This is a genomic window from Pseudomonas sp. NMI542_15 (assembly GCF_021283425.1).
Taxonomy (GTDB): domain Bacteria; phylum Pseudomonadota; class Gammaproteobacteria; order Pseudomonadales; family Pseudomonadaceae; genus Aquipseudomonas; species Aquipseudomonas fortuita.
The window spans coordinates 62,027-86,259 of record NZ_JAJSRO010000007.1 but is presented as its reverse complement, the minus strand read 5'-3'; the positions used below and the strand labels follow the sequence as shown (position 1 = coordinate 86,259).

Here is a 24,233-nt window from a genome sequence, read left to right as displayed (position 1 = left end):
CTAGAAACATCGCGCAAAATGCCATCATTTTGCCTGCGCAAACGTTTAACTTCGCCTAAAGTTATACTGATGCGACATCCATGTACGCCCGTACCACTTTTCCGGCGCCAACTATCCTTATACCTGTTGCATTGGGAACACCCCCTGCATAAGTATCCTCAGGTCGGCTCACGAGGCCACCTCATCCAAAAAATGACAACAATGAGGCCACCATGCTCAAACACGCAGTCATTCCGTTCCTGCTTGGCGCAGGCTTGCTCACCGGCGCGCCGTCGGTCCTGGCCGCGTCCAACCTGGTGTTTTGCTCAGAGGGCAGCCCGGCCGGTTTTGACCCTGGCCAGTACACCACCGGGACCGACTTCGACGCCTCGGCAGAGACCGTGTTCAACCGCTTGACCCAGTTCGAACGAGGCGGTACTGCAGTTATCCCGGGCCTGGCGACCAAGTGGGAAGTGTCCGACGACGGCAAGACCTACACCTTCCACCTGCGCGAAGGCGTCAAGTTCCATACCACCGACTACTTCAAGCCCAGCCGGCCCTTCAACGCCGACGATGTGCTGTTCACCTTCAACCGCATGCTCGACAAGGATCAGCCGTTCCGCAAGGCCTACCCTACCGAGTTCCCGTATTTCACCGACATGGGCATGGACAAGAACATCGCCAAGGTGGAAAAGCTGGACGAGCACACGGTGAAGTTCACCCTTAACGAGGTCGACGCCGCGTTCATCCAGAACCTGGCCATGAGCTTCGCTTCCATCCAGTCCGCCGAGTACGCCGACCAATTGCTGAAGAACGGCAAGGCCGCCGACATCAACCAGAAGCCGATCGGCACCGGCCCGTTCGTGTTCAGCAAGTACCAGAAGGACGCGCAGATTCGCTTCAAGGGCAACAAGGACTACTGGCAGCCCGAGGACGTGAAGATCGACAACCTGATCTTCGCCATCACCACCGATGCCTCGGTACGCATGCAAAAACTGAAGAAGAACGAGTGCCAGGTCACCCTGTTCCCGCGGCCCGCCGACATCGAGCCGCTAAAGGCCGACAAGCACCTGCAGATGCCCCAGCAAGCCGGGTTCAACCTGGGCTACATCGCCTACAACGTGATGGACAAGATCAAGGGCAGCAACGAGCCCAACCCCATGGCTCAGCTGAAAGTGCGCCAGGCGCTGGACATGGCGGTGGACAAGAAGAAGATCATCGAGTCGGTCTACCAGGGCGCCGGCCAGTTGGCAGTCAATGCCATGCCGCCGACCCAGTGGTCGTATGACGACAGCATAAAGGACGCCCCCTTCGACCCCGAAAAAGCTAAACAGCTGCTCAAGGAAGCCGGCATCAAGGAAGGCACCGAGATCACCCTGTGGGCCATGCCCGTGCAACGCCCATACAACCCCAATGCCAAGCTGATGGCCGAAATGCTGCAATCCGACTGGGCCAAGATCGGCATCAAGGCCAAAATCGTCAGCTATGAATGGGGCGAGTACATCAAACGCTCCAAAGGTGGCGAACAAGGCGCCATGCTGATTGGTTGGAGCGGCGACAACGGTGACCCGGACAACTGGCTGGGCACCCTCTACGGCTGCGATGCCGTCGACGGCAACAACTTCTCCAAGTGGTGCTACAAGCCCTACGACGACCTGATCAAGCAGGCCAAGGCTACCTCCGACCAGGCCAAGCGCACCGAGCTGTACCAGCAGGCGCAGCACATTCTCAAGGAGCAGGTGCCGATTACCCCGATCGCCCACTCCACCGTGTATCAGCCCATGAGCGCCAAAGTGAAGGACTTCAAGATCAGCCCGTTTGCGCTGAACGCCTTCTATGGCGTAAGCGTGGACAAATAGGGTAACTCCAGCACCCGCCATCTGGCGGGTGCCTTGCCCCCTTCCCCCTCTTCATGTCGTCCCGCGGCTATCCGCTGCGGGGTGGGCGAACTGTTGCCGCCATTCGCACCCCGAGGCGGCGCAAACAGCTGAAAAAGGACTTGCCATGCGTCACGCGACCCGTCTTTCAACCTTGCTGGCCCTGGGCCTGATGAGCCAATCCCCGGCCCTGTTGGCGAACAACCTGGTGTTTTGCTCCGAGGGCAGCCCCGCCGGCTTCGACACCGCCCAGTACACCAGCGCCACCGACAACGACGCCGCCGAGCCGATCTACAACCGCCTGGTCGAGTTCGAGCGTGGTGGTACTGCCGTGCACCCTGCCCTGGCAACCCGCTGGGAAGTATCCGACGATGGCTTGCGCTATACCTTCCACCTGCGTGAAGGGGTGAAGTTCCACAGCAACAAGGCCTTCTCCCCAAGCCGCGATTTCAACGCCGACGATGTGCTGTTCACCTTCAACCGCATGCTCGACAAAGGCCACCCGTTCCGCCAGGCCTACCCTACCGAGTTTCCTTACTTCATCAGCATGGGCCTGGACAAGAACATCGCCCATGTCGAGAAAATCGACCCGCTGACTGTGGCATTCACCCTGAACACGGTCGATGCCGCGTTCATCCAGAACCTGGCCATGAGCTTCGCCTCCATCCTCTCCGCCGAATACGCCGGGCAACTGATGGCCAGCGCAAGACCGAGCGACATCAACCAGCAGCCCATCGGCACCGGGCCGTTCGTGTTCCAGCGTTATCAGAAGGATTCGCAGATCCGCTACAAAGGCAACAAGGAGTATTGGGCGCCGGATGAGGTGAAAATCGACAACCTGGTGTTCTCGATCAACATCGACCCTTCGGTACGCATCCAGAAACTGCGCCGCAACGAATGCCAGGTCACCCTGCACCCTCGCCCGGCCGACCTGCCAGCGCTCAAGGCCGACAGCTCGCTGCGGGTATTGCAGCAACCAGGCTTCAACCTCGGCTACATCGCCTACAACACCCAGCACCCACCGTTCGACCGGCTGGAGGTGCGCCAGGCGATGGACATGGCTGTGAACAAGAAGGCCATACTCCAGGCGGTGTATCAGGATTCCGGCCAACTGGCAGTCAACGCCATGCCACCGACCCAGTGGTCCTATGACGAAAGCCTCAAAGACGCGCCCTACGACCCGCAAAAGGCCAGGCAGCTGCTGCAGCAGGCCGGCGTCAAACCTGGCACCGAAGTCACCCTTTGGGCCATGCCGGTGCAACGCCCTTACAACCCCAACGCCAAGCTGATGGCCGAAATGCTCCAGGCAGACTGGAACAAACTCGGGTTCAAGGTGCGCATCGTCAGTTACGAATGGGGCGAGTACCTCAAGCGCATGAAAAGCGGCGAGCACGACATCGCCCTGATTGGCTGGACCGGCGACAACGGTGACCCGGACAACTGGCTAGGCACCCTCTACAGCTGCGATGCCATCGGCAGCAACAACTACTCGCTGTGGTGCGACCCGCAGTACGACAGCCTGGTCAAGCAGGCCAAGCAGGTCACAGACCAACCGCAGCGCAGTGCGCTGTACCGGCAGGCCCAGCAACGGCTCAAACAGCAGGTGCCGATTACGCCGGTGGCGCATTCCACAGTTAACCAGCCGCTCAGCATCAAGGTTTCTGAGTTCAAGGTCAGCCCGTTTGGGCGCAATGATTTTTCCGGTGTGAGTGTTGATTAAGCGTTAGCCAATACCGGCCTCTTCGCGGGCAAGCCCGCTCCCGCAGGATCTCTACAGGTTCGGACCTTGCGCCCTATCTGTGGGAGCGGGCTTGCCCGCCAAAAGGCCAGCACAGGCAACACAACTCCCCCTTTTAGCCCGGCGACCCCGGGCAACTCTGGCAACACCGCAGCAAAAAACCCGGCCCACAAGACCGGCAATAACTAGAAAGCAATGGGAGCTTCAACCTTGAAAGTACCAACCCTGAGCGCACTGGCCTTATCCATCAGTGCATTTTCCACCGTGGCCCAGGCCGATCCGCAAAGCCAGGACTACATTCCGCTCACCCTCAAAGGCAGCAGCGCGCAGGCGCAAGCCAGCGGCTTCATCGACGGCCAGAGCCTGTCCGGCAGCACCCGCAACTGGTACGCCCGCGAACGCGCTGCACGCGCCCCGCTGTGGAAGTACTACAAGAGCGACGGCACCCGCCACCCCACCCACAGCCGGGAAAACTGGCTGCAGGGCACCATCCTCAACTACAGCTCCGGTTTCACCCAAGGCACCGTGGGTTTCGCTGTCGAGGCCGCTGGCTATAACGCCATCGCCCTGCAGCAGAGCCGCGAAGCGATTGCCGGCCCCAACAACCGCACCCTCACCCACAGCGATGGCGACCCCGTCGGCCAGTGGAGCAAACTGGGCCTGGGCAACATCAAGGCGCGCGTGTCCAACACCACCCTTACCCTTGGCCGCCAGTCGGTGGACACGCCCATGATCGCCTACATCGGCAACCGCGCCCTGCCATCGAGCTTCCAGGGCGCGTTCCTGCACAGCGCCGAGTTCGACAACCTGAGCCTCGATCTGGGCACTTTCGACCGCGTTTCGCCACGCACCGAACAAAGCCTTAGCAAGTTTCGCAGCGAATACGGCGCCACCGGCGTGGAAACCGACCGCGCCAGCACTGCCGGCATCAATTACCAGCCGTTCAAAAGCCTGAGTACCAGCCTGTATGCCACCCAGGTAGACGACTTCTGGAACCAGTACTACTTCGGCGCCAACCACGTGCTCGGCGACAGTGCAGTGCTCAGCCTGAGCACCGGCCTTAACTACTACAAGACCGTCGATGCTGGCAGCCGGAAAATGGGCAAGATCGACAACGACACCTACAGCCTGTCGCTCGGCCTGACCCACCAGGCCCATACCCTCAGCGCCTCGTGGCAGCAGGTGAACGGCAACGAATACTTCGACTACCTGCACGAAACCAACGGCATCTACCTGGCCAACTCGTTGTTGTCGGACTTCAACGGCCCCAACGAGAAGTCGCTGCAGCTTTCCTATGTATTGAACATGGCGCCCTACGGCGTGCCAGGGCTGAAGTTCAACCTGTACAACGCACGCGGCTGGGGCATTGACGGCACTCACTACCGCGGCACCGCCTACGACGTGAATGGCCTGAACGGCGAAACCCACTACGAGTGGGGCATCGGCACCAGCTACGCGGTGCAGAGCGGGCCGCTGAGAGACACCAGCATCCGCGCGACCTACACCACCCACCGCGCCAGCAAGGCACAGGGTGACGGCAGCCTGGACGAGTTCCGGGTGGTTACCACCATTCCATTCAACATTCTTTGACCGCTGGCGCCACGGTCCCCTTCGCAGCGGGCCGTGGCGGCTACGCTGGAATCAATGCAAAAGCAGGGAGTGTTCAACCCATGCAGAGAGCTTTCATCAAATCGCTACCGTTACGCCTTGCCCTCGCCACGCTGGTGCTGGGCAGCGCAACGCAGCTGGCAGCCAAACCGCTGGTGGTCTGTACCGAGGCCAGCCCGGAAGGGTTCGACGTTGTCCAGTACACCACCGCGGTCACACTTGATGCGACGTCCGAGACACTGTTCAACCGCCTGGTCGACTTCAAACCAGGCACCACCGACGTCCAGCCGGCCCTGGCCGAGCGCTGGGACATTTCGCCAGACGGGCTGACCTACACCTTCCATCTGCGCCAAGGGGTGAAGTTCCACACCACCGACTACTTCGAGCCGACCCGCGACTTCAACGCCGACGATGTGTTGTGGAGCCTCAACCGCCAGCTTGACCCGCACCACCCGTGGCACGACAAAACCAGCGTCGGCTACCCGTATTTTGAAAGCATGGCCTTCAAGCAGCTGCTCAAATCGGTGATCAAGACCGACGACCACACCGTGGTGATCACCCTGGCCCGGCCGGAAGCACCGTTCCTGCATGACATGGCCATGGGCTTCACCTCGATCTACTCCGCCGAGTACGGTGACCAGTTGCTCAGGGCCGGTAAAACCGCCGAGCTGAACAGTAAGCCGGTCGGCACCGGCCCGTTCATCTTCCAGCGTTACAACAAGGATGCGCAGGTCCGCTTCAAACCCAACCCAGACTACTTCCGCGGCAAACCGCCGGCCGACGCGCTGGTGTTCGCCATCGCCACCGACAGCAACGTGCGCCTGCAGAAGCTGCGCGCCAACGAATGCCAGGTCGCCTTGTACCCCAAGCCGGATGACGTGCCATCGATCAAGGCCGACCCGAAACTCAAGGTCGCCGAAATCGAAGCGCTTGTCACCGGCTACATCGCCATGAATACCGAGCACAAATACCTCAGCGATGTACGCGTGCGCAAAGCCATCAATATGGCGTTCGATCGGCAGACTCATGTCGACCAGCTGTTCGGCAAAGGCAACGCGCTGGTGGGTGTGAACCCCTACCCACCGACCATGCCTGGCTTCAACACCGCCAACCAAAACCCGCCCCGCGACCTCGCAAAGGCACGCGCCCTGCTCAAGGAAGCTGGCGTACCGGAAGGCACGGTGATCACACTGTTTACCCGCAACGGCGGTGGCATGACCAACCCTAACCCGCGCCTGTCGGCCGAGATGCTGCAGGCCGACCTGAAGCAGATCGGCCTGCAGCTGGATATCCGCGTGATGGAATGGGCCGAAATGCTGCGCCGTGCAAAAAATGGCGAGGCCGACCTCGTGTCCACCGGCTGGGCTGGCGACAACGGCGACCCCGACAACTTCCTCACCCCGCTGCTCAGTTGCGACGCCGCCAAAACCGGCGAGAACTACGCCCGCTGGTGCAACTCGAAATTCCAGGAGCTGATCACCCGTGCCCGCGAGGTGGTCGACAACGACGAGCGCGCAAGGCTCTATAGCGACGCATTGAAGGTGTACGATGACGACCAACCCTGGATCAGCATGGCCCATCCAAAGATGTTCACCGCCATGCGTGACAACGTGGAGGGCTACGTGATCAGCCCTCTGACCAACAATAACTTCGCCACCACCAAGGTGAAGTAGAACAACAACGACCGCCGGCAACCCACACGGGGACCGGCGGCATTGCCGTACCGGGCTGATCGCCCCGCGGCCTGATGAGGTAACCCCGACAATGTTGAGTTTTATTGCCCGGCGCCTTGGCCTGCTGATACCGACCTTTTTCGGCATCACCTTGCTGACCTTTGCGCTCATACGCCTGATCCCCGGCGACCCGGTGGAAGTCATGATGGGCGAGCGCAGGGTCGATCCCGAAATGCACGCCCAGGCCATGGAGCGCCTGGGCCTGAACAAGCCACTGCCGGTCCAGTACCTGGACTATGTCGGCAAGCTGGCCCAGGGTGACCTCGGCGAATCGCTGCGCACCCGCGAAAGCGTGTGGACCGAGTTTCTCACCCTGTTCCCGGCCACCCTGGAGCTGGCCTTCGCCGCCCTGCTGTTCGCCGGTATCGTCGGCCTGCTGGCCGGGGTGATCGCCGCGCTCAAGCGCGGTTCATTGTTCGACCACGGGGTGATGGGCATTTCCCTGGCCGGCTACTCGATGCCGATCTTCTGGTGGGGCCTGATCCTGATCATGTTCTTCTCGGTGAGCCTGGGCTGGACCCCAGTGTCCGGGCGCATCGACCTGCTCTACGACATTGAGCCGAAAACCGGCTTCATGCTCATCGATACCCTGCTCAGCGACGAAGAAGGCGCCTTCAAGGACGCGGTGATGCACCTGATCCTGCCGGCCATCGTGCTGGGTACCATCCCGCTGGCAGTCATCGCCCGCATGACCCGTTCGTCGATGCTTGAAGTACTGCGCGAAGACTACATCCGCACCGCCCGCGCCAAAGGCCTGTCGCCGGCCCGCGTGGTGTTCGTGCACGGCCTGCGCAATGCCTTGATTCCGGTGCTGACCGTGTTCGGCCTGCAGGTCGGCACGCTGCTGGCCGGTGCGGTGCTGACCGAAACCATCTTTTCCTGGCCGGGCATCGGCAAGTGGCTGATCGAAGCCATCGGTGCCCGTGACTACCCCGTGGTCCAGAACGGCATCCTGTTGATCGCCTGCCTGGTAATCCTGGTCAACTTCGTCGTGGACATCCTCTACGGCCTGGCCAACCCACGCATCCGTCATCAGCGCTGAGGCCTTCGCCATGACTAGCCCGATTGCAAAATCCGTGTCGCCGGCCAGCCCGGTGGACCAGAGCCTGCTCTACCCCTCGCCGTACAAAGAATTCTGGCAAGCCTTTGCGCGCAACAAAGGCGCAGTGATGGGCCTGGCCTTCATGTGCCTGGTGGTGTTCTGTGCACTGTTCGCGCCGTGGGTCGCCCCGCATGACCCGAGCGAGCAGTACCGCGCCTTCCTGCTGACCCCGCCGGTATGGCTGGAAGGCGGCACCTGGCAGTTCATCCTCGGCACCGACGAACTGGGCCGCGACCTGCTTTCGCGCCTGATACAGGGGGCGCGGCTGTCGCTGCTGATCGGCCTGTCGTCGGTGGTGATGTCGCTGATCCCGGGCATCCTGCTGGGCCTGCTGGCCGGCTTCTTCCCGCACATCCTCGGCCCATCGATCATGCGCCTGATGGATGTGATGCTGGCCCTGCCCTCCCTGCTGCTGGCCGTGGCCATCGTCGCCATCCTCGGCCCAGGCCTGATCAACACGGTAATCGCCATCGCCATCGTCTCACTGCCCTCCTACGTGCGCCTGACCCGGGCTGCGGTAATGGTTGAACTGAACCGCGACTACGTCACCGCCGCACGCCTGGCGGGTGCCGGGCTGCCACGGCTGATGTTCGTCACCGTGCTGCCCAACTGCATGGCGCCACTGATCGTGCAGGCTACCCTCAGCTTCTCTTCAGCGATCCTCGATGCTGCCGCGTTGGGCTTCCTGGGCCTGGGCGTGCAACCACCCACCCCGGAGTGGGGCACCATGCTGGCTTCGGCCCGTGACTATATCGAGCGCGCCTGGTGGGTGGTGAGCCTGCCCGGCCTGACCATTCTGCTCAGTGTGCTGGCAATCAACCTGATGGGCGACGGCCTGCGCGATGCGCTGGACCCGAAACTCAAGAACGCCGCCTGAGGAGAACGCCATGTCACTGTTGCAGATCAACAACCTGAACGTGCGCTTCGGCGACGCCAATGCCGTACCTGTCGTCGATGGCCTGGACCTGTCGGTGGAGGCTGGCGAGATCCTGGCCATCGTCGGCGAATCCGGCTCGGGCAAATCCGTGACCATGATGGCCTTGATGGGCCTGATCGACGCCCCCGGGCGCATCACCGCCGACGCCCTCCGTTTCGACGGCATCGACATGCTCAAGCTCAGCGGCCGCCAGCGGCGCAAGGTGGTGGGCAAGGACATCGCCATGGTCTTCCAGGACCCGATGACCGCCCTCAACCCCAGCTATACCGTGGGCTACCAGATCGAAGAAGTGCTGCGCCAGCACCTGGGCCTGACGGGCAAGGCCGCGCGCCAGCGTGCCCTTGAGCTGTTGAAAAAGGTCGAGATCCCAGCTGCGCAAAGCCGCCTGGATGCCTATCCGCATCAGCTGTCTGGCGGCATGAGCCAGCGTGTGGCGATTGCCATGGCCATTGCCGGCGAGCCCAAGCTGCTGATCGCCGACGAGCCGACCACCGCACTGGACGTGACCATCCAGGCGCAGATCATGGAGCTGCTGGTCAACCTGCAGAAGGAGCGCAACATGGCGCTCATCCTGATCACCCACGACCTCGCCGTGGTCGCCGAAACGGCCAAGCGGGTATGCGTGATGTACGCAGGCGAAGCCGTCGAGGTGGGCCAGGTGCCGACGCTGTTCGACGTGCCCGCCCACCCCTACAGCGAAGCCCTGCTGGCGGCGATCCCCGAGCACAGCATCGGCGCCGAGCGCCTGGCCACCCTGCCTGGCATCGTCCCTGGCCGCTACGACCGCCCCGTCGGCTGCCTGTTGTCGCCGCGCTGCCCCTATGTGCAGGAAAACTGTCGGCGCCAGCGCCCTCCCCTCGATCCCCAGGCTCACAGCCTGGTGCGTTGTTTCTACCCGTTGAACCAGGAGGTGGCGTGATGGCCGTCGTTCTATCTGCGCGCGAGCTTACCCGGCATTACGAAGTCTCCCGCGGCCTGTTCAAAGGGCACGCCCTGGTCCGTGCGCTGAATGGCGTATCGTTCGAACTGGAAGCCGGCAAGACCCTGGCGGTGGTCGGCGAGTCGGGCTGCGGCAAGTCCACCCTGGCCCGCGCCCTGACCCTGATCGAAGAGCCGTCGTCCGGCTCGCTGCAAATTGCCGGCACCGAGGTGAACGGCGCCAGCAAGGCTGAGCGCAAGCAACTGCGGCGCGACGTGCAGATGGTGTTCCAGAGCCCCTACGCCTCGCTCAACCCACGGCAGAAAATTGGTGACCAGCTGGCCGAGCCGCTGCTGATCAACACCTCGCTGAGCAAAGCCGAGCGGCGCGAGAAAGTGCAAAAAATGATGGAGCAGGTGGGCTTGCGACCCGAGCACTACCAGCGCTACCCGCACATGTTCTCAGGGGGTCAGCGCCAGCGCATCGCCTTGGCCCGAGCGATGATGCTGCAGCCAAAAGTGCTGGTGGCGGACGAGCCGACCTCGGCATTGGATGTGTCGATCCAGGCACAGGTACTGAACCTGTTCATGGATTTGCAGAAGGAGTTCAACACCGCCTACGTGTTCATCTCGCACAACCTGGCGGTGGTGCGGCATGTGGCCGATCACGTACTGGTGATGTACCTGGGGCGGCCGGCAGAGATGGGGCCGAAAACGGATATTTACGAGCGGCCGCTGCATCCCTATACCCAGGCGCTGCTGTCGGCAACACCTGCCATTCACCCGGATCCGCTGAAGCCGAAGATCCGCATTGTCGGGGAGCTGCCCAACCCGTTGAACCCGCCAGATGGGTGTGCGTTTCACAAGCGCTGCCCGTATGCGACGGAACGCTGTGCCAAGGAGGTGCCAGCGTTGCGGCAGGTGAGTAGCCGACAGGTGGCTTGCCACTATGCCGAGCAGTTCCTGTAGATGACCGGGGGCGCTCTGCGCCCCATTCGCAGCACAAGGCTGCTCCTGCAAGGGACCGCGATAACAGGGGATATCGCGGTCGTCTGTAGGAGCAGCCTTGTGCTGCGAATGGGCCGCAAAGCGGCCCTCTCGGTCAATGCATGAAAATGGCAATCAGGATGATGACCGGGATCGGTACACCAAGCATCCAGAGCAGTATCGAGCGCATGTCAGTTCTCCTTGCTTAACGTTGAATGGTGCGATGGGCTACGTATTCGCCTTCCAGCCACTGCACCTGGTCACGGCGGCGACCACCGTAGAGCGCTGCAAGGCTGGCGAAGAAGGCGCCACACAGCAGCGCGACGAAGGTCCACAGCGCTGTCCAGGCAGCGACCTTGGCGGCGGTATCAGCGGCTTGCTTGGCCTTCAGCTTCAGCTGTTGCACCTGGCCCATCACCTGATCGACACGGGCTTCGGCTTCGGCCTGGGTCAAGCGCGTACGCTGGGCCACCAGCTGCGCCAGGTAGGTACGGTCTTCGGCAGGCAGCGCACCATCGCTGGCAATGCCTTTGGCCAGGATGCGTGCGGCCACGCCATTGGCTGCATCCTCGCTGACCGGCGCCGGGCCATCCCCACGGAACAGGCTATCGACGAAATAGCCCATCGAATCGTTGTTGTCACCGGACGCCGCGGCACCACCGGCAGCGGCCGATACGGTAGCCGCCTGCGAAGCTGCACTGGCACCAGCACCCACCAGGTTGCCCGCAGCACCCAGCACCAACATGGCAGCCACCAGAGTTGCTACGGCCCAGGACAGGAAACCATGCGCGGTATCGCGGAAATACACTTCATCGCCATGCAGGTTGGCCCATTTCACCCGCAGCCGGCCGGCAATGTAGCCACCCAGGCCCGAAGCGATGATCTGCGTCAGCAGCAGCCATACGATGGTGGAAATGCCCAAGGCTTTTGCACTCGCCCCCTCGTCTGCCCAAGGTGAAGTGGCTGCAAAGCCAAGCCCTGCACCAAGGACCACCAGGATCAGAGACAAGGCAGCTGCAGTAGCGGCGCCAGCGAAGATCGCAGCCCAGGAGACACCTGAGCGGCTTTGTGAATCGACAGCGGGATAGTCGGCAGGGGTGATCATGATGTTTTCGCCTTAAGTGGTTAGCGACAAGTCCATTCGCGCAGTAACCTTTGCAGCGGCTGTGCCAGTTGTGACAAAAAATTAACCCATTGAAAAACAATGAGTTGGAAAAACGGATTAATTTTGAATCGTGCAAATTGCGCGACTGGGCCCTGTGCATCAGGTGTTCTGCATTCTTGTCGCAAACTTGGCGACGAGGCATCATTCACCCATGACGCTCCCTGATGGCCCTGCCCACACCCCGATTACCGCAGACACGGTGCTGCGCTATCACCTGTGCTGGAAGCACCGCGATCTAGACGGCGTGATGGCGCTCTACCACCCTGACATCCAGTACCACGACTTCTTCCAGAACCGCGTGCTCGGCTACCAGGAGCTGCGCGACTACGTCCGCGCCTGCCTGCCCCATGAGGCCGGCGAAGACATCGTCCACAGCGACCGCATCCGCGTCGACGGCTGCACAGCGTTCATCCAGTACCAGGTCACGGTCCAGGGCGGTGACGGCCTGGTAGCGTTCAAGTCCAGCGAAGCGATCACCGTCAAGGACGGGCTTATCTGGCAGGTCAACGAATACGCCACGCTGGTCCGCCACAACGGCACCCGCCACGCCAGCGCAGGCCCGCGCCCGGCAACCAGTCGCCTGGGCCTGTCACCCCGGCAGTTGTCGACCATGGCCCAGGACCTGGAGCACTACTTCCAGCGCAAGCGCCCCTACCTGGACGCAGAACTGAACCTGCAGCAAGTCGCCGACGCCAGTGGCTACAGCCGCAACCAGATTTCCTACCTGCTGAACCAGGTGCTGGGGCAAAGCTTCTACCGCTACGTCAACCAGGCCCGCCTGCAGCACCTGATGGCCAGCCTTGACGATGACAGCGTCGAAGCGACGATCGATGAGCTGGCCTTCAGCGCCGGCTTCAACTCGCTGTCGGCGTTCTACAAGTGCTTCCGTGAACACACCGGGTTCACACCCAAGGCTTACCTGAAGCAATTTTCCCTGCGTGCACGCACGTAAGACAGCGGCCGGCCCACATCACTAGGATCACCCACAGACCTTGACGGATGTGGAGTCGAACCCGATGCAACCCCTGCGCACGATAAGCCTGTGGATGGACCAGCTCGACGAGCCACTGTGCGCCCGCCCGGCCCTGCGCGAAGACCTGCACGCGGATGTGTGCATTATCGGCGCCGGCTACACAGGCCTGTGGACCGCCTACTACCTCAAGCGCCAGGCGCCACAGCTGAACATCGTGGTGATCGACGCCAACATTGCCGGTTTCGGCGCCTCTGGGCGCAATGGCGGCTGGCTGATGGGCAACCTGTTGGGCGAAGACCGCTTGCTGGCCACCCTGTCGCCCCAACAGCGCCGCGCCAGCATCGACCTGCTGCACGGCATACCCGATGAAGTACACGCCGTGCTGCAGCGCGAAGGCATCGACTGCGACTACCGCAAAGGGGGTGTGCTGTACTGCGCGGCACGCTACCCGGAGCAGGAGCGCAGCCTGCGCGCCTACCTCGACGACCTGTATCGCCAAGGCATGACCGAGGATGACTACCGCTGGCTACGCCCCGAGCAGTTGGGCAGCCAGCTGCGGGTCAGCAATGCGTTTGGCGCCATCTACAGCCCGCACACCGCAACCATCCAGCCGGCCAAGCTGGTGCGCGGCCTGGCGCGCGCGGTCGAAGCGCTGGGTGTGCCGATCTACGAAAACACCCCTGCAATCGATTGGCAGCCCGGCGAAGTGCGCACCCCGCTGGCGCGCATCCGCTGCCAGTGGATGGTGCCCGCTGTTGAAGGCTATGCGGCCAGCCTGCCGCCGCTGGGCAAGCACCAGTTGCCTGTGCAGAGCTTGCTGGTGGCCACCGAACCGCTGCCGGAGGCCACCTGGGAGCAGATCGGCCTGAGCCAGGGCCAAGCCTTCAGCGAGAGCAGCAGGCAGGTCACCTACGGCCAGCGTACTGCCGATAACCGCCTGGTATTCGGCGCACGCGGTGGTTACCGTTTCGGTGGCCGCCTGCGCGAAAACTTCAACCTCCAAGCGCACGAAATCGAACTGCGCCGCTACCTGTTCAGCGAGCTGTTCCCCCAGCTCAAGCATGTGCGCATCACTCACTCCTGGGGCGGCAACCTGGGCATGGCGCGGCGCTTCCGCCCGCACATGCTCTGCGACCGCCAGCGCGGCATTGCCCTGGCCGGTGGCTACGGTGGCGAAGGCGTCGGTGCCACCAACCTGGGCGGGCGCACCCTGGCCGCGCTGATCCTTAACCAGCACAACGAACTGACGGCACAACCTTGGGTACTGGACAACCGCCCGGTTTCGAGCCTGGCCAGCTGGCCGCCCGAGCCCTGCCGCTGGCTGGGCTACAACGCGATCATCCAAAGCTTCGTCCACGAGGACCGCACCCTCGCCAACCCCGCCAGCGCGCCGTGGAGGCGGCGCCTGGCCAGCTCGCTTGCGGACTTCATGGAAGGCTTCATGCACTGACTTCCCTTATCAACTGCACAGGATCCACCGGTCATGAGCATCACCCAGTTCAAGAACACCGACAGCGCTGTGCTCGACAGCTCCAACCCGGTCGCGGTGCCACTTGGCGACCCCGTGGCTGTAACGTCTGTCACCTGCGTGGAGCGCAGTGATGGCGTCGAGACCGGCATCTGGGAGTGCACCCCCGGGCGCTGGCGGCGGCAGATCGTGCAACAGGAGTTCTGCCATTTCATCAAGGGCCGCTGCACCTTCACCCCTGACGGTGGCGAACCCCTGGTCATAGAAGCCGGAGACGCATTGATGCTACCGGCCAACAGCACAGGCACCTGGGACATCCAGGAGACCGTGCGCAAGACCTACGTACTTATCTTCTGATCCGCTGATCGCCTGCCTTCGATAACAACAGACAAAGCAAGGTAAACCCGACATGCGCACGCTCCTTCTCGCTCCTCTGATGCTGGCCGCCAGTGTGGCCAGCGCCGCCGAAACGGTGAAAATCTACAACTGGTCCAGCTACGTCGCCCCCGACACGCTGAAGAACTTCCAGCAAGCCAGTGGCATCGTGCCCACCTACGATGTGTACGACAGCAACGAAACCCTCGACGGCAAGCTGATGACCGGCAACTCCGGCTACGATGTGGTGTTCCCCTCCAACCACTTCATGGCACGGCAGATCCAGGGCAAGGCCCTGAAGAAGCTGGACAAGTCGCAGCTGCCCAACTGGCAAAACCTCAACCCGGTGCTGCTCAAGGCACTGGAGGTAAACGACCCCGGCAACCAGTACGGCTTCCCGTACCTGTGGGGCAGTACCGGCATTGGCTACAACATCGACAAGGTCAAGGCGGTGCTCGGCGACAACGCGCCGGTGGATTCGTGGGACCTGATCTTCAAGCCCGAGTACATGAGCAAGCTGAAAAGCTGTGGCGTCGCCGTGCTGGACAACGGCCCCGAACTGCTGCCGATTGCCCTGCACTACCTGGGCCTGCCGCACCACAGCCAGAACCCGGCGGACTACGAAAAGGCCAAGGCCCTGCTGATGCAGGTGCGGCCGTACATCAGCTACTTCCATTCGTCCAAGTACACCGGCGACCTGGCCAATGGCGATATCTGTGTGGTGGTGGGCTTCTCGGGGGATGTGCTGCAAGCGAAAAACCGTGCCGAAGAAGCGAAGAACGGGGTGAAGGTGGGCTACTCGATACCCAAGGAAGGCGCGCCCATGTGGTTTGACATGGTGGCCATGCCGGCCGATGCACCGGACGAAAAAGCCGGGTATGCCTACATGAACTACCTGCTGCAGCCAGAGGTGATGGCCAACATCAGCAACCATGTGCAGTACGCCAACGGCAACCTGAAGGCGGACGGGCTGGTGGAGCCGGCCATGAAGGGCAATACGATGATTTACCCGAGCGAAGACATGATGGGCAAGTTGTATGCGCTGGAGGCGATGCCAGCGAAGATCGACCGCATTCGCACCCGGATCTGGACCAGTATCAAAGCCGGAAATTGAAATGGGGCTGCTTTGCAGCCCCCGATTTCAGGCCTTAATGGTGTTCGCGGGTCGCGCGGAATTTCACATCCGGCCAGCGCTCTTCCATCAGCGCCAGGTTGACCCGGGTCGGCGCCAGGTAGGTCAGGTGCCCGCCACCGTCGATAGCCAGGTTTTCCATGGCCTTGGTCTGGAATTCCTCGAGCTTCTTCTTGTCGTCACAGCTGATCCAGCGCGCCGACCACACGGTGATCGGCTCGTAGGCGCATTCGACTTTGTACTCTTCCTTCAGGCGGCTGGCGACCACATCGAACTGCAGCACACCCACCGCACCGAGGATGATGTCGTTGCTGCGCTCGGGGAAGAACACCTGGGTCGCGCCTTCTTCGGCCAGCTGCTGCAGGCCCTGGCGAAGCTGCTTGGACTTGAGCGGGTCCTTCAGGCGCACGCGGCGGAACAGTTCCGGGGCAAAGTGCGGAATCCCCGTGAAGCCCAGCGCCTCACCTTCGGTGAAGGTGTCGCCAATCTGGATGGTACCGTGGTTGTGCAGGCCGATGATGTCGCCGGCAAAGGCCTCATCCAGCTGCTCGCGCTCAGAGGAGAAGAAGGTCAGCGCATCACCGATGCGCAGGTCCTTGCCGGTACGCACGTGGCGCATCTTCATGCCCTTTTCGTACTTGCCCGAACAGATGCGCATGAAGGCGATACGGTCACGGTGTTTCGGGTCCATGTTCGCCTGGATCTTGAACACGAAACCTGTGAACTTTTCTTCCACCGGCTCCACGGTACGCTCGTGGGCGACCCGGGCCAGCGGGCGCGGCGCCCAGTCGACTACGGCATCGAGCACATGGTCGACACCGAAGTTGCCCAGCGCCGTACCGAAGAACACGGGCGTCAGTTGGCCGTTGATGAATTCGTCCTGGTCGAACTCATGGCATGCACCCTGTACCAGCTCAAGCTGCTCGAGGAAGCGATCATATTCGTCACCCAGGTGCGCGCGGGCTTCATCGGAGTCGAGCTTCTCGATGATCTTCACCTCGGTACGCTCATGGCCGTGGCCCGGGGTGTAGACAATGATGTAGTCACCGCGCAGGTGGTACACGCCCTTGAAGTCGCGGTAGCAACCAATCGGCCAGGTGATCGGCGCAGCCTTGATCTTCAGAACGGCTTCGATCTCGTCGAGCAGTTCGATCGGGTCGCGGATGTCACGGTCGAGTTTGTTGATAAAGCTGACAATGGGCGTATCACGCAGGCGGCAGACGTCCATCAGGGCGATGGTACGCGGCTCTACACCTTTACCGCCGTCGAGCACCATCAGCGCCGAGTCCACCGCGGTCAGGGTGCGGTAGGTGTCTTCCGAGAAGTCTTCGTGGCCGGGGGTGTCGAGCAGGTTGATCATGTGCTCGCGGTACGGGAACTGCATCACCGAGGTGGTAATCGAGATGCCGCGCTGCTTCTCCATTTCCATCCAGTCGGAAGTGGCGTGGCGGTCGGACTTGCGCGACTTCACGGTACCGGCGACGGCAATGGCCTTACCCATCAGCAGCAGCTTCTCGGTGATGGTGGTCTTACCGGCGTCGGGGTGGGAAATGATTGCGAAAGTGCGGCGCTTCGCGACTTCGGCGGCCTGGTTGGTCATGGGAAATCGCCTGACTGGGGGATTCAAAAAGGGGCGATATCATACCTGAAGTTGGGCTGGGACCAAAATCTGCTGAATCAGCGGCAGTTGCGCCGGCGTCTCGCGGGTGAACCCGCTCCCACAATGACCTGCGCTGTTTTCAAGCCTTGCGCAGACCTGTGGGAGCGGGCTTGCCGGCGACAGGGCCAGCCCAATGGCAAAAAAAACATCTGGCAATCGCTTTATCGCGACAAATGGCCAAAGCGCAGTTATTTCAACGCCTGCAGCGCATTAAGCTGCTGTTTTTTCTCGACAAAATTCCTGACACCCAGTGATTAACGCTGGCCAAATGCCGCCTCAAATGGGAACCTTTACGCCCACGGAGACGTCCATTCCCCTGCAACCCGCTTCGGTTGGGGACTGGTTTCATCAGCATTTTCGGGCCCGACGGGGTTCGGCTCATGGCCTGATCGCAGCCTTCGGCGTGCGTCACGCTGCTACTCGCGAACACACCAACCGCCGCCAGGACTGGCCGGCAAAAAAGAAGTGTGCTCGCCGACAACACAAGGAGTCCGCCTGTGGCTAAACGCTACGGTAAAGGGCTGTTGGGATGCGCCACCGTGCTCGTCATCCTGGCCCTGCTGGTCCACTGGATCGGCATCGACACGATCGCGCGTTACCGCGACGATCTTGGGTTCTACCTGCAAGCGCACCTGGTTCTGGTGCTGGCTTCGATGGCGGCGGCGCTGGCCGTGGGCATCCCGGCTGGCATTGCCCTCAGTCGACCGCACCGGGTCGACAAAGCCGAACGCTTCATGCAGTTTTTCAACGTTGGCAACACCATCCCTCCCCTGGCCGTTCTGGCCATCGCGCTCAGTATCCTGGGCATAGGCGCCGGGCCTGCGATCTTCGCGCTGTTCCTCGCCTCCCTCCTGCCCATCGTGCGCAACACCTACGAGGGCCTGAAAAACGTCCCCGCCTCGCTCAAGGAAGCCGCTACCGGCATCGGCATGACCCCGCGCCAGCAACTCTGGCAGGTGGAGCTACCGAATGCCGTGCCGATCATCGTCGGGGGTGTACGTGTGGCCCTGGCATTGAACGTGGGCACCGCGCCACTGGCATTCCTGATCGGCGCCAACAGCCTGGGCAGCCTGATCTTCCCCGGCATCGCCCTGAACAACCAGCCACAGCTGCTGCTGGGTGCCGCCTGCACCGCACTGCTGGCGCTGGTGCTGGACGCGGCGGTGAGTTTCTCCAGCAAGCGCTGGCTGGAACGTGGCCTGGCCCAACAAGGATAGGGAACCTATGAACAAGAGAATCGCCTTGCTGCTGGGCTCGGCCCTGCTGTTCGCAGGATTTGCCCAGGCAGCGGAAAAACCGCTGGTGCGCATCGGCGCGCGGGTGTTCACCGAGCAGACTGTGCTCGCCGAAATCACTGCGCAATACCTGCGCGCCAATGGCTTTGACGTGCGCGTCACCACCGGCCTTGGCAGTAACATCGCGCGCCAGGCCCAGGAAACCGGCCAGCTTGATCTGATGTGGGAATACACCGGTGTTTCGCTGGTGTCGTACAACCACATCGACGAGCGCATGCCCAGTGCCGAAGCCACCTTCGCCAGGGTCAAAGAGCTGGATGCAAAGAAGGACCTGATCTGGCTGACCCCGTCGAAGTTCAGCAACACCTACGCACTGGGCCTGCCCAAGCAAGTGGCCGACGCCTACCCGCAGGTCAACACCATCAGCGACCTCAACCAGGTACTGCGTGACGAAAGCCCGCGCAACCACCTGGTGGCGCTGGACACCGAGTTCGCCAACCGTCCCGACGGCCTGGTTGGCCTGCGCGAGATGTACGGCTTGCCGCTGGACCGGCGCAACATCCGCCAGATGGACGGTGGCCTGGTGTACACCGCCATGCGCAACAACCAGGTGTTCGCCGGTTTGGTGTACACCACCGATGGCCGCCTGAGTGCGTTCAACCTCAAGCTGCTGGAAGACGACAAGCACTACTTCCCCGACTACACCGCCGCGCCTGTGGTGCGCAAAGCCGTGCTCGACGCCAACCCGCAACTGGCCGCCCTGCTCAAGCCACTGGCCGAGCAACTGGACGACGAAACCATGCGCCAGCTCAACGCCAAGGTTGACGTCCAGCACCAGAACCCGAGCACCGTGGCCGCCACCTTCCTGCGCGAGCACCCACTGAACAGCGAGGGCCAGCCATGAACCTGATCGATACCTTCAGCCACCTGGACTGGGCCCAGGTGCTGCAACTGACCTGGCAGCACATCATGCTGGTGGGCGTTGCAGTGAGCCTGGCCATCCTCGTCGGCGTACCGTTGGGCATCTTGATGACCCGCTTCCCGGCTGTTGCCGGGCCGCTGCAAGCCAGCGCCACGGTGCTGCTTACCATCCCGTCGATTGCCCTGTTCGGCCTGCTGCTGCCGTTCTACTCCAAGTTCGGCCAAGGCCTGGGTCCACTACCCGCGATCACTGCAGTGTTCCTGTACTCGCTGCTGCCGATCATGCGAAATACCTACCTGGCCCTGACCAATGTCGAGCCCGGTATCCGGGAAGCCGCACGCGGCATTGGCATGACCTTCGGCCAACGCCTGCGCATGGTCGAGCTGCCTATCGCGGTACCGGTAATCCTCGCCGGTGTACGCACTGCCGTAGTCATGAACATCGGCGTCATGACCATTGCCGCCACCATCGGCGCCGGCGGCCTGGGCGTACTCATTCTTACCTCCATCAGCCGCAGCGACATGTCGATGCTGCTGGTCGGCGCCGTACTGGTCAGCCTGCTGGCGATCATCGCCGACCTGCTGCTGCAAACCCTGCAACGTGCCCTGACTCCAGAAGGACTGCGCTCATGATCGAACTGAAGAACCTCAGCAAAACCTTCAACGTCAACGGCAAGGACGTCAAAGCCGTCGACTCGGTGAACCTCACCGTCAATGAAGGCGAAATCTGCGTGTTCCTCGGCCCCTCGGGCTGCGGCAAGAGCACCACGCTGAAAATGATCAACCGCCTGATCACCCCTACCTCCGGCCAGGTGTTCATCAACGGCGAAGACACTACCGGGCTGGACGAGGTCACCCTGCGCCGCCGCATTGGTTACGTGATCCAGCAGATTGGCCTGTTCCCCAACATGACCATCGAGGAGAACATCACCGTGGTCCCGCGCCTGCTCGGCTGGGACAAGCAAAAGTGCCACGAGCGGGCGCGTGAGCTGATGCACATGATCAAGCTCGAACCCAAGCAGTACCTGCAGCGCTACCCGCGCGAGCTGTCCGGTGGCCAGCAGCAGCGGATCGGCGTGATCCGTGCCTTGGCGGCCGAAGCACCGGTATTGCTGATGGACGAGCCGTTCGGCGCGGTCGACCCGATCAACCGCGAAATGATCCAGAACGAGTTCTTCGAGATGCAGCGGGCGCTGAACAAGACCGTGATCATGGTCAGCCACGACATTGACGAGGCCATCAAGCTGGGCGACAAGATTGCCATCTTCCGTGCCGGCAAACTGTTGCAGCTGGACCACCCCGACACCCTGCTGGCGCACCCGGCGGATGACTTCGTGAGCAACTTCGTTGGCCAGGACAGCACCCTCAAACGCCTGCTGCTGGTACGCGCCGAGGATGCAGCGGACAACGCGCCATCGGTGAGCCCGGAAACGCCCGTGAGCGATGCGCTCGAGCTGCTGGATGAGCACGACCGCCGCTATGTCGTGGTGACCGATGCACAGAACAAGGCACTGGGCTATGTGCGCCGACGTGACATGCACCGCCAGCAAGGGACGTGTGGCGACTTCCTGCGTTCGTTCAATGCCACGGCGTCGCACGATGAACATTTGCGCATCCTGCTGTCGCGCATGTACGAGTTCAACCGGGCGTGGTTGCCGGTGCTGGATGCCGAGCAGGTGTTTTTGGGCGAGGTGACGCAGGAGTCGATTGCGGCGTACCTGAGTTCGGGCAGATCGCGCGGGGCCAAGACCAGCATCGTCTCGCCAGCCGAAGCGGTGGTTTCGTAGAAAGCCGGGGGGCGCTTCGCGCCCCATTCGCGGGACAAGCCCGCTCCCACAGGTACGGCGCAAGCCTTGAGACTGACACTGTACCTGTGGGAGCGGGCTTGTCCCGCGAATGGGGCGCAACGCGGCCCCAGCAATCTCCAGTCAGAACCCTACGCTGGCCTGCACATAAAAGGTCCGCGGCTCACCTACATAGAGGCCGGCGTTGTTGTCGCTGGAGCGGGTGAAATACTGCTTGTCGAACAGGTTCTTCACCCCCGCCGCCAGCTTCAGGTTGGACATCTCTGGCCCGAACGCATACCCGCCACGGGCATGCCAGGTCACGTAACCCGGGATATCACCATACTGCCCATCCGCACTCGGCTCGGTGATGTAGTCGCCGTTGAAGCTGCCATCGGCATTGATCCCGGTCCCCGGTGCGCGCTGCCTGGATTGGGCATAGGCGTCCAGGTTCCAGGTCCAGCGGTTAACCGCGTAACGCACGCCGGCGGTGGCCACCTGACGTGAATAGAACGGTAGGTCACGGCCCTTGAAGCCCGGGATTTCACCTTCATACGTGGCCCGGGTAAAGGTGTAACCACCATTCACCGAAAGCCCTTCCAGGCGCGGGTCCAGCCCAGCCAGGTCATAACGCACCGAAGCCTCGATACCCTGGTGCTTGGTCGCCCCGAGGTTGGTCCAGCCTACGTCGTTGCTGATGTACTGCAGTTCGTCATCAAAGTCGATGTAGAACGCGGTCAGTTCACCCGCGAAACCGCCATTGTCATAACGCGTGCCGATTTCGTAGGTCTTGGCCTTTTCCGGCTCCAGGCCATTGGCCGTGCTGTTGCCAGTACCGCCTTGGCCCAGCTGGAAGTACTGCAAACTCCCGAACGAGGTTTCGTAGTTGGCGAACACTTTCCACGCGTCGGAGATGTGGTACATCACGCTCAGGGCCGGCAGTGGCTCGTTACTGGTGATGCTGCGCTTCTTCTCCGCCACCGGGCGGTTGTTGGCATCCAGCACCGGGCGGTCGCGCCAGTCAGTATTGATGTGCTCGAAGCGGATGCCCGGCGTGATGGTCCAGTTGCCCACATCGATCTTGTCGTCGATGTAGTACGCGCTGGCCTCCGTGCCGCCGCTGCGGTCCTGGAACACATGGCCGTCAGAGGTCGGGGTCACGGTCGGCACGTTGTCGATCAGCGCCAGGCGGGTCGACTGTTCGCGCATCGCTTCCTTCAGGTAGCGATAGCCCACGCTGACTTCCTGAGTGGTGGGGCCGGCAAAGAAGATGCGCGACACCCGTGGCTCGATGGCGAAGGTGTGGTAGTTGCGCGGGTAAGAGGACAGGGTCTTCATGTCACGCGAGGCGATGGCGCTGCCGCGGAAGCTGTCGGTGTAATACGTCAGTACTTCGAACTGGGTGGCATCGTCGAGCTGGCGTTGCCACTTGAACGACACATCCTTGCGCCTGCCGGCGAAGTAGTCGTAGTCGCGCAGCGACTGATAAGGGTTGCTGTCGTACTGCGCCTGGGTCAGGCCGCCGGGCATGTCGGCACGGCCATCGTAATAATGGAAGTTGAGCCAGAACTCATCGACATCGGTGGGCGCCCAGTGGGTCTTGAGGATGACGTCGTCGATGTCGTTGCCATTATTGCTTTCACGGTAACCGTTGCCGTTCACCCCGGTGTACAGCAGCGCCACGCCCATGCCGTTGTCCGCCGTGCCGCCGACGAAGGCCGACTCGGTGTGCTTCCAGCCGCCGTGCTGGGAGGTTTCAAGGGTGGTGGACAGTTCCGCCGAGGCCTTTTCCGGAATCGCCCGGGTGACGAAATTGATCACCCCACCCACGTTCTGCGGGCCATAGCGCACCGAACCGGCACCACGCACCACATCGATGCTGTCCAGGTTGCCTGAGGAAATCGGCGCCATCGACAGCTGTGGCTGGCCATACGGCGCGAAGGCGGCCGGGATGCCGTCGATCAATACGGTGGAGCGTGGCGACAGGCGCGAGGTGAGGCCGCGTACGCCCACGTTCAGCGACAGGTCGCTGCCGCCGGTACCGTTGGAGTCCTGCACCTGTACACCCGGGATGCCACGCAGTACGTCGCGCACGCTCATCGCGCCCTGCTCAACCATTGCCTCGCGGCGCACCACGGTGCGGGCGCCGGGGTGGTTCTGCACCACGCTTTGCTGGGCATCGCCCAACCAGTCACCGACCACCTTGATGTCGGTGGGCGCCAGCTCCAGGCTGCCGCTGCCCAGGTCGAGGGCCGTCGGCAGCGGCTTTACCACCACGGTGTTCTGGGACATCTCGAAGGTCAGCCCGCTGCCTTGCAGCAACTGTTGCAACGCCTGCACCGGCGCCAGGTTGCCGGACACCGCCGGGGCCTGTTTGCCCGCCACCAGCTCGGGGCTGAAGAACAGCTGCAGGTTGGTTTGCTGGCCGAGCTGGTTCAGTGCCGAACCCAGCGGTTGGGCCTGGATCTGGAGGGTTTTGCCCGCCTCTGCGGCCTGGCTGTTGACAGTCACGGCGCTGACCGCCAAGGCCAGCGACAGGGCGCGCAAGCGTAATAAAGGCTTGTTGTTGTTCACGTCGTCGAAACTTCCTGAATGCGGAATAAACGCCAACTGCATGCAAATGGAAATGCTTGGCAGTTGC

At 62.2% G+C, this 24,233-nt stretch carries 19 protein-coding genes; 16 read left to right on the top strand and 3 right to left on the bottom strand.

The genetic code is table 11. The features are described 5' to 3' along the window. Window positions 1-212: 212 nt before the first annotated feature. From LU684_RS12865 to LU684_RS12830, 8 genes are all read left to right on the top strand, one after another. The gene (locus tag LU684_RS12865) at window positions 213-1,838 is read left to right on the top strand and encodes an ABC transporter substrate-binding protein (protein WP_095115799.1); all 1,626 of its coding nucleotides are present in this window, start codon (window positions 213-215) and stop codon (window positions 1,836-1,838) included. A gap of 145 nt (window positions 1,839-1,983) precedes the next feature. Beyond that, entirely contained in the window at window positions 1,984-3,576 is a 1,593-nt protein-coding gene (locus LU684_RS12860; protein WP_060517620.1) for an ABC transporter substrate-binding protein, read from the top strand. Window positions 3,577-3,804: 228 nt separating this feature from the next. Next, complete coding sequence (locus tag LU684_RS12855) at window positions 3,805-5,184, top strand: OprD family porin (protein WP_060517632.1); 1,380 nt, start codon at window positions 3,805-3,807, stop codon at window positions 5,182-5,184. A gap of 80 nt (window positions 5,185-5,264) precedes the next feature. Next, window positions 5,265-6,875, top strand: a complete 1,611-nt coding sequence (locus tag LU684_RS12850) for an ABC transporter substrate-binding protein (protein ID WP_232894705.1) — start codon at window positions 5,265-5,267, stop codon at window positions 6,873-6,875. 91 nt (window positions 6,876-6,966) lie between these two features. Then, window positions 6,967-7,977 (top strand): ABC transporter permease subunit, encoded by a 1,011-nt coding sequence (locus LU684_RS12845; protein WP_016485006.1) that lies wholly within the window; start codon window positions 6,967-6,969, stop codon window positions 7,975-7,977. Between the two features lie 10 nt (window positions 7,978-7,987). Beyond that, a complete protein-coding gene (locus tag LU684_RS12840; RefSeq protein WP_102667672.1) occupies window positions 7,988-8,914 on the top strand; it encodes an ABC transporter permease subunit in 927 nt (308 codons plus the stop codon). A gap of 10 nt (window positions 8,915-8,924) precedes the next feature. Then, window positions 8,925-9,893, top strand: a complete 969-nt coding sequence (locus tag LU684_RS12835) for an ABC transporter ATP-binding protein (RefSeq protein ID WP_102667673.1) — start codon at window positions 8,925-8,927, stop codon at window positions 9,891-9,893. Next, window positions 9,893-10,861, top strand: a complete 969-nt coding sequence (locus LU684_RS12830; protein WP_016485003.1) for a peptide ABC transporter ATP-binding protein — start codon at window positions 9,893-9,895, stop codon at window positions 10,859-10,861. Before LU684_RS12835 ends, LU684_RS12830 begins: the two co-directional genes overlap by 1 nt. Before the next feature lie 223 nt (window positions 10,862-11,084). Here LU684_RS12830 and LU684_RS12825 read toward each other — a convergent pair whose 3' ends face one another. Beyond that, window positions 11,085-11,984 (bottom strand): hypothetical protein, encoded by a 900-nt coding sequence (locus LU684_RS12825; protein ID WP_016485002.1) that lies wholly within the window; start codon window positions 11,982-11,984, stop codon window positions 11,085-11,087. 211 nt (window positions 11,985-12,195) lie between these two features. On the opposite strand from LU684_RS12825, the gene LU684_RS12820 reads away from it, so the two are divergent. From LU684_RS12820 to LU684_RS12805, 4 genes are all read left to right on the top strand, one after another. Beyond that, a complete protein-coding gene (locus LU684_RS12820; protein ID WP_024717618.1) occupies window positions 12,196-12,996 on the top strand; it encodes a helix-turn-helix domain-containing protein in 801 nt (266 codons plus the stop codon). A gap of 64 nt (window positions 12,997-13,060) precedes the next feature. Then, window positions 13,061-14,467, top strand: a complete 1,407-nt coding sequence (locus tag LU684_RS12815) for an NAD(P)/FAD-dependent oxidoreductase (RefSeq protein WP_209953406.1) — start codon at window positions 13,061-13,063, stop codon at window positions 14,465-14,467. Window positions 14,468-14,500: 33 nt separating this feature from the next. Beyond that, entirely contained in the window at window positions 14,501-14,842 is a 342-nt protein-coding gene (locus LU684_RS12810; RefSeq protein ID WP_016484999.1) for a cupin domain-containing protein, read from the top strand. A 52-nt stretch (window positions 14,843-14,894) separates the two neighbouring features. Then, window positions 14,895-15,974 (top strand): polyamine ABC transporter substrate-binding protein, encoded by a 1,080-nt coding sequence (locus LU684_RS12805; RefSeq protein WP_232894704.1) that lies wholly within the window; start codon window positions 14,895-14,897, stop codon window positions 15,972-15,974. Window positions 15,975-16,008: 34 nt separating this feature from the next. Here the strand turns inward: LU684_RS12805 and LU684_RS12800 are convergent, their stop codons facing one another. Beyond that, entirely contained in the window at window positions 16,009-17,592 is a 1,584-nt protein-coding gene (locus tag LU684_RS12800; protein WP_016484997.1) for a peptide chain release factor 3, read from the bottom strand. 557 nt (window positions 17,593-18,149) lie between these two features. Here LU684_RS12800 and LU684_RS12795 point away from each other — a divergent pair. Genes LU684_RS12795 through LU684_RS12780 form a run of 4 tightly spaced genes read left to right on the top strand, consistent with a single transcriptional unit; the run spans window position 18,150 to window position 21,595 of the window. Beyond that, a complete protein-coding gene (locus LU684_RS12795; protein WP_016484996.1) occupies window positions 18,150-18,869 on the top strand; it encodes an ABC transporter permease in 720 nt (239 codons plus the stop codon). A gap of 7 nt (window positions 18,870-18,876) precedes the next feature. After that, window positions 18,877-19,791 carry a glycine betaine ABC transporter substrate-binding protein gene (locus LU684_RS12790; RefSeq protein WP_232894703.1) on the top strand — a complete coding sequence of 305 codons (915 nt, stop codon included), beginning with the start codon at window positions 18,877-18,879 and terminating at the stop codon, window positions 19,789-19,791. Continuing rightward, entirely contained in the window at window positions 19,788-20,441 is a 654-nt protein-coding gene (locus LU684_RS12785) for an ABC transporter permease (RefSeq protein WP_016484994.1), read from the top strand. The genes LU684_RS12790 and LU684_RS12785 overlap by 4 nt, the downstream gene beginning before the upstream one ends. Continuing rightward, on the top strand, window positions 20,438-21,595 hold the full coding sequence (locus tag LU684_RS12780; protein ID WP_016484993.1) for an osmoprotectant ABC transporter ATP-binding protein OsmV: 1,158 nt from the start codon (window positions 20,438-20,440) through the stop codon (window positions 21,593-21,595). The genes LU684_RS12785 and LU684_RS12780 overlap by 4 nt, the downstream gene beginning before the upstream one ends. A gap of 141 nt (window positions 21,596-21,736) precedes the next feature. Here the strand turns inward: LU684_RS12780 and LU684_RS12775 are convergent, their stop codons facing one another. Further along, window positions 21,737-24,166 carry a TonB-dependent siderophore receptor gene (locus LU684_RS12775; protein WP_232894702.1) on the bottom strand — a complete coding sequence of 810 codons (2,430 nt, stop codon included), beginning with the start codon at window positions 24,164-24,166 and terminating at the stop codon, window positions 21,737-21,739. Window positions 24,167-24,233 lie beyond the last annotated feature (67 nt).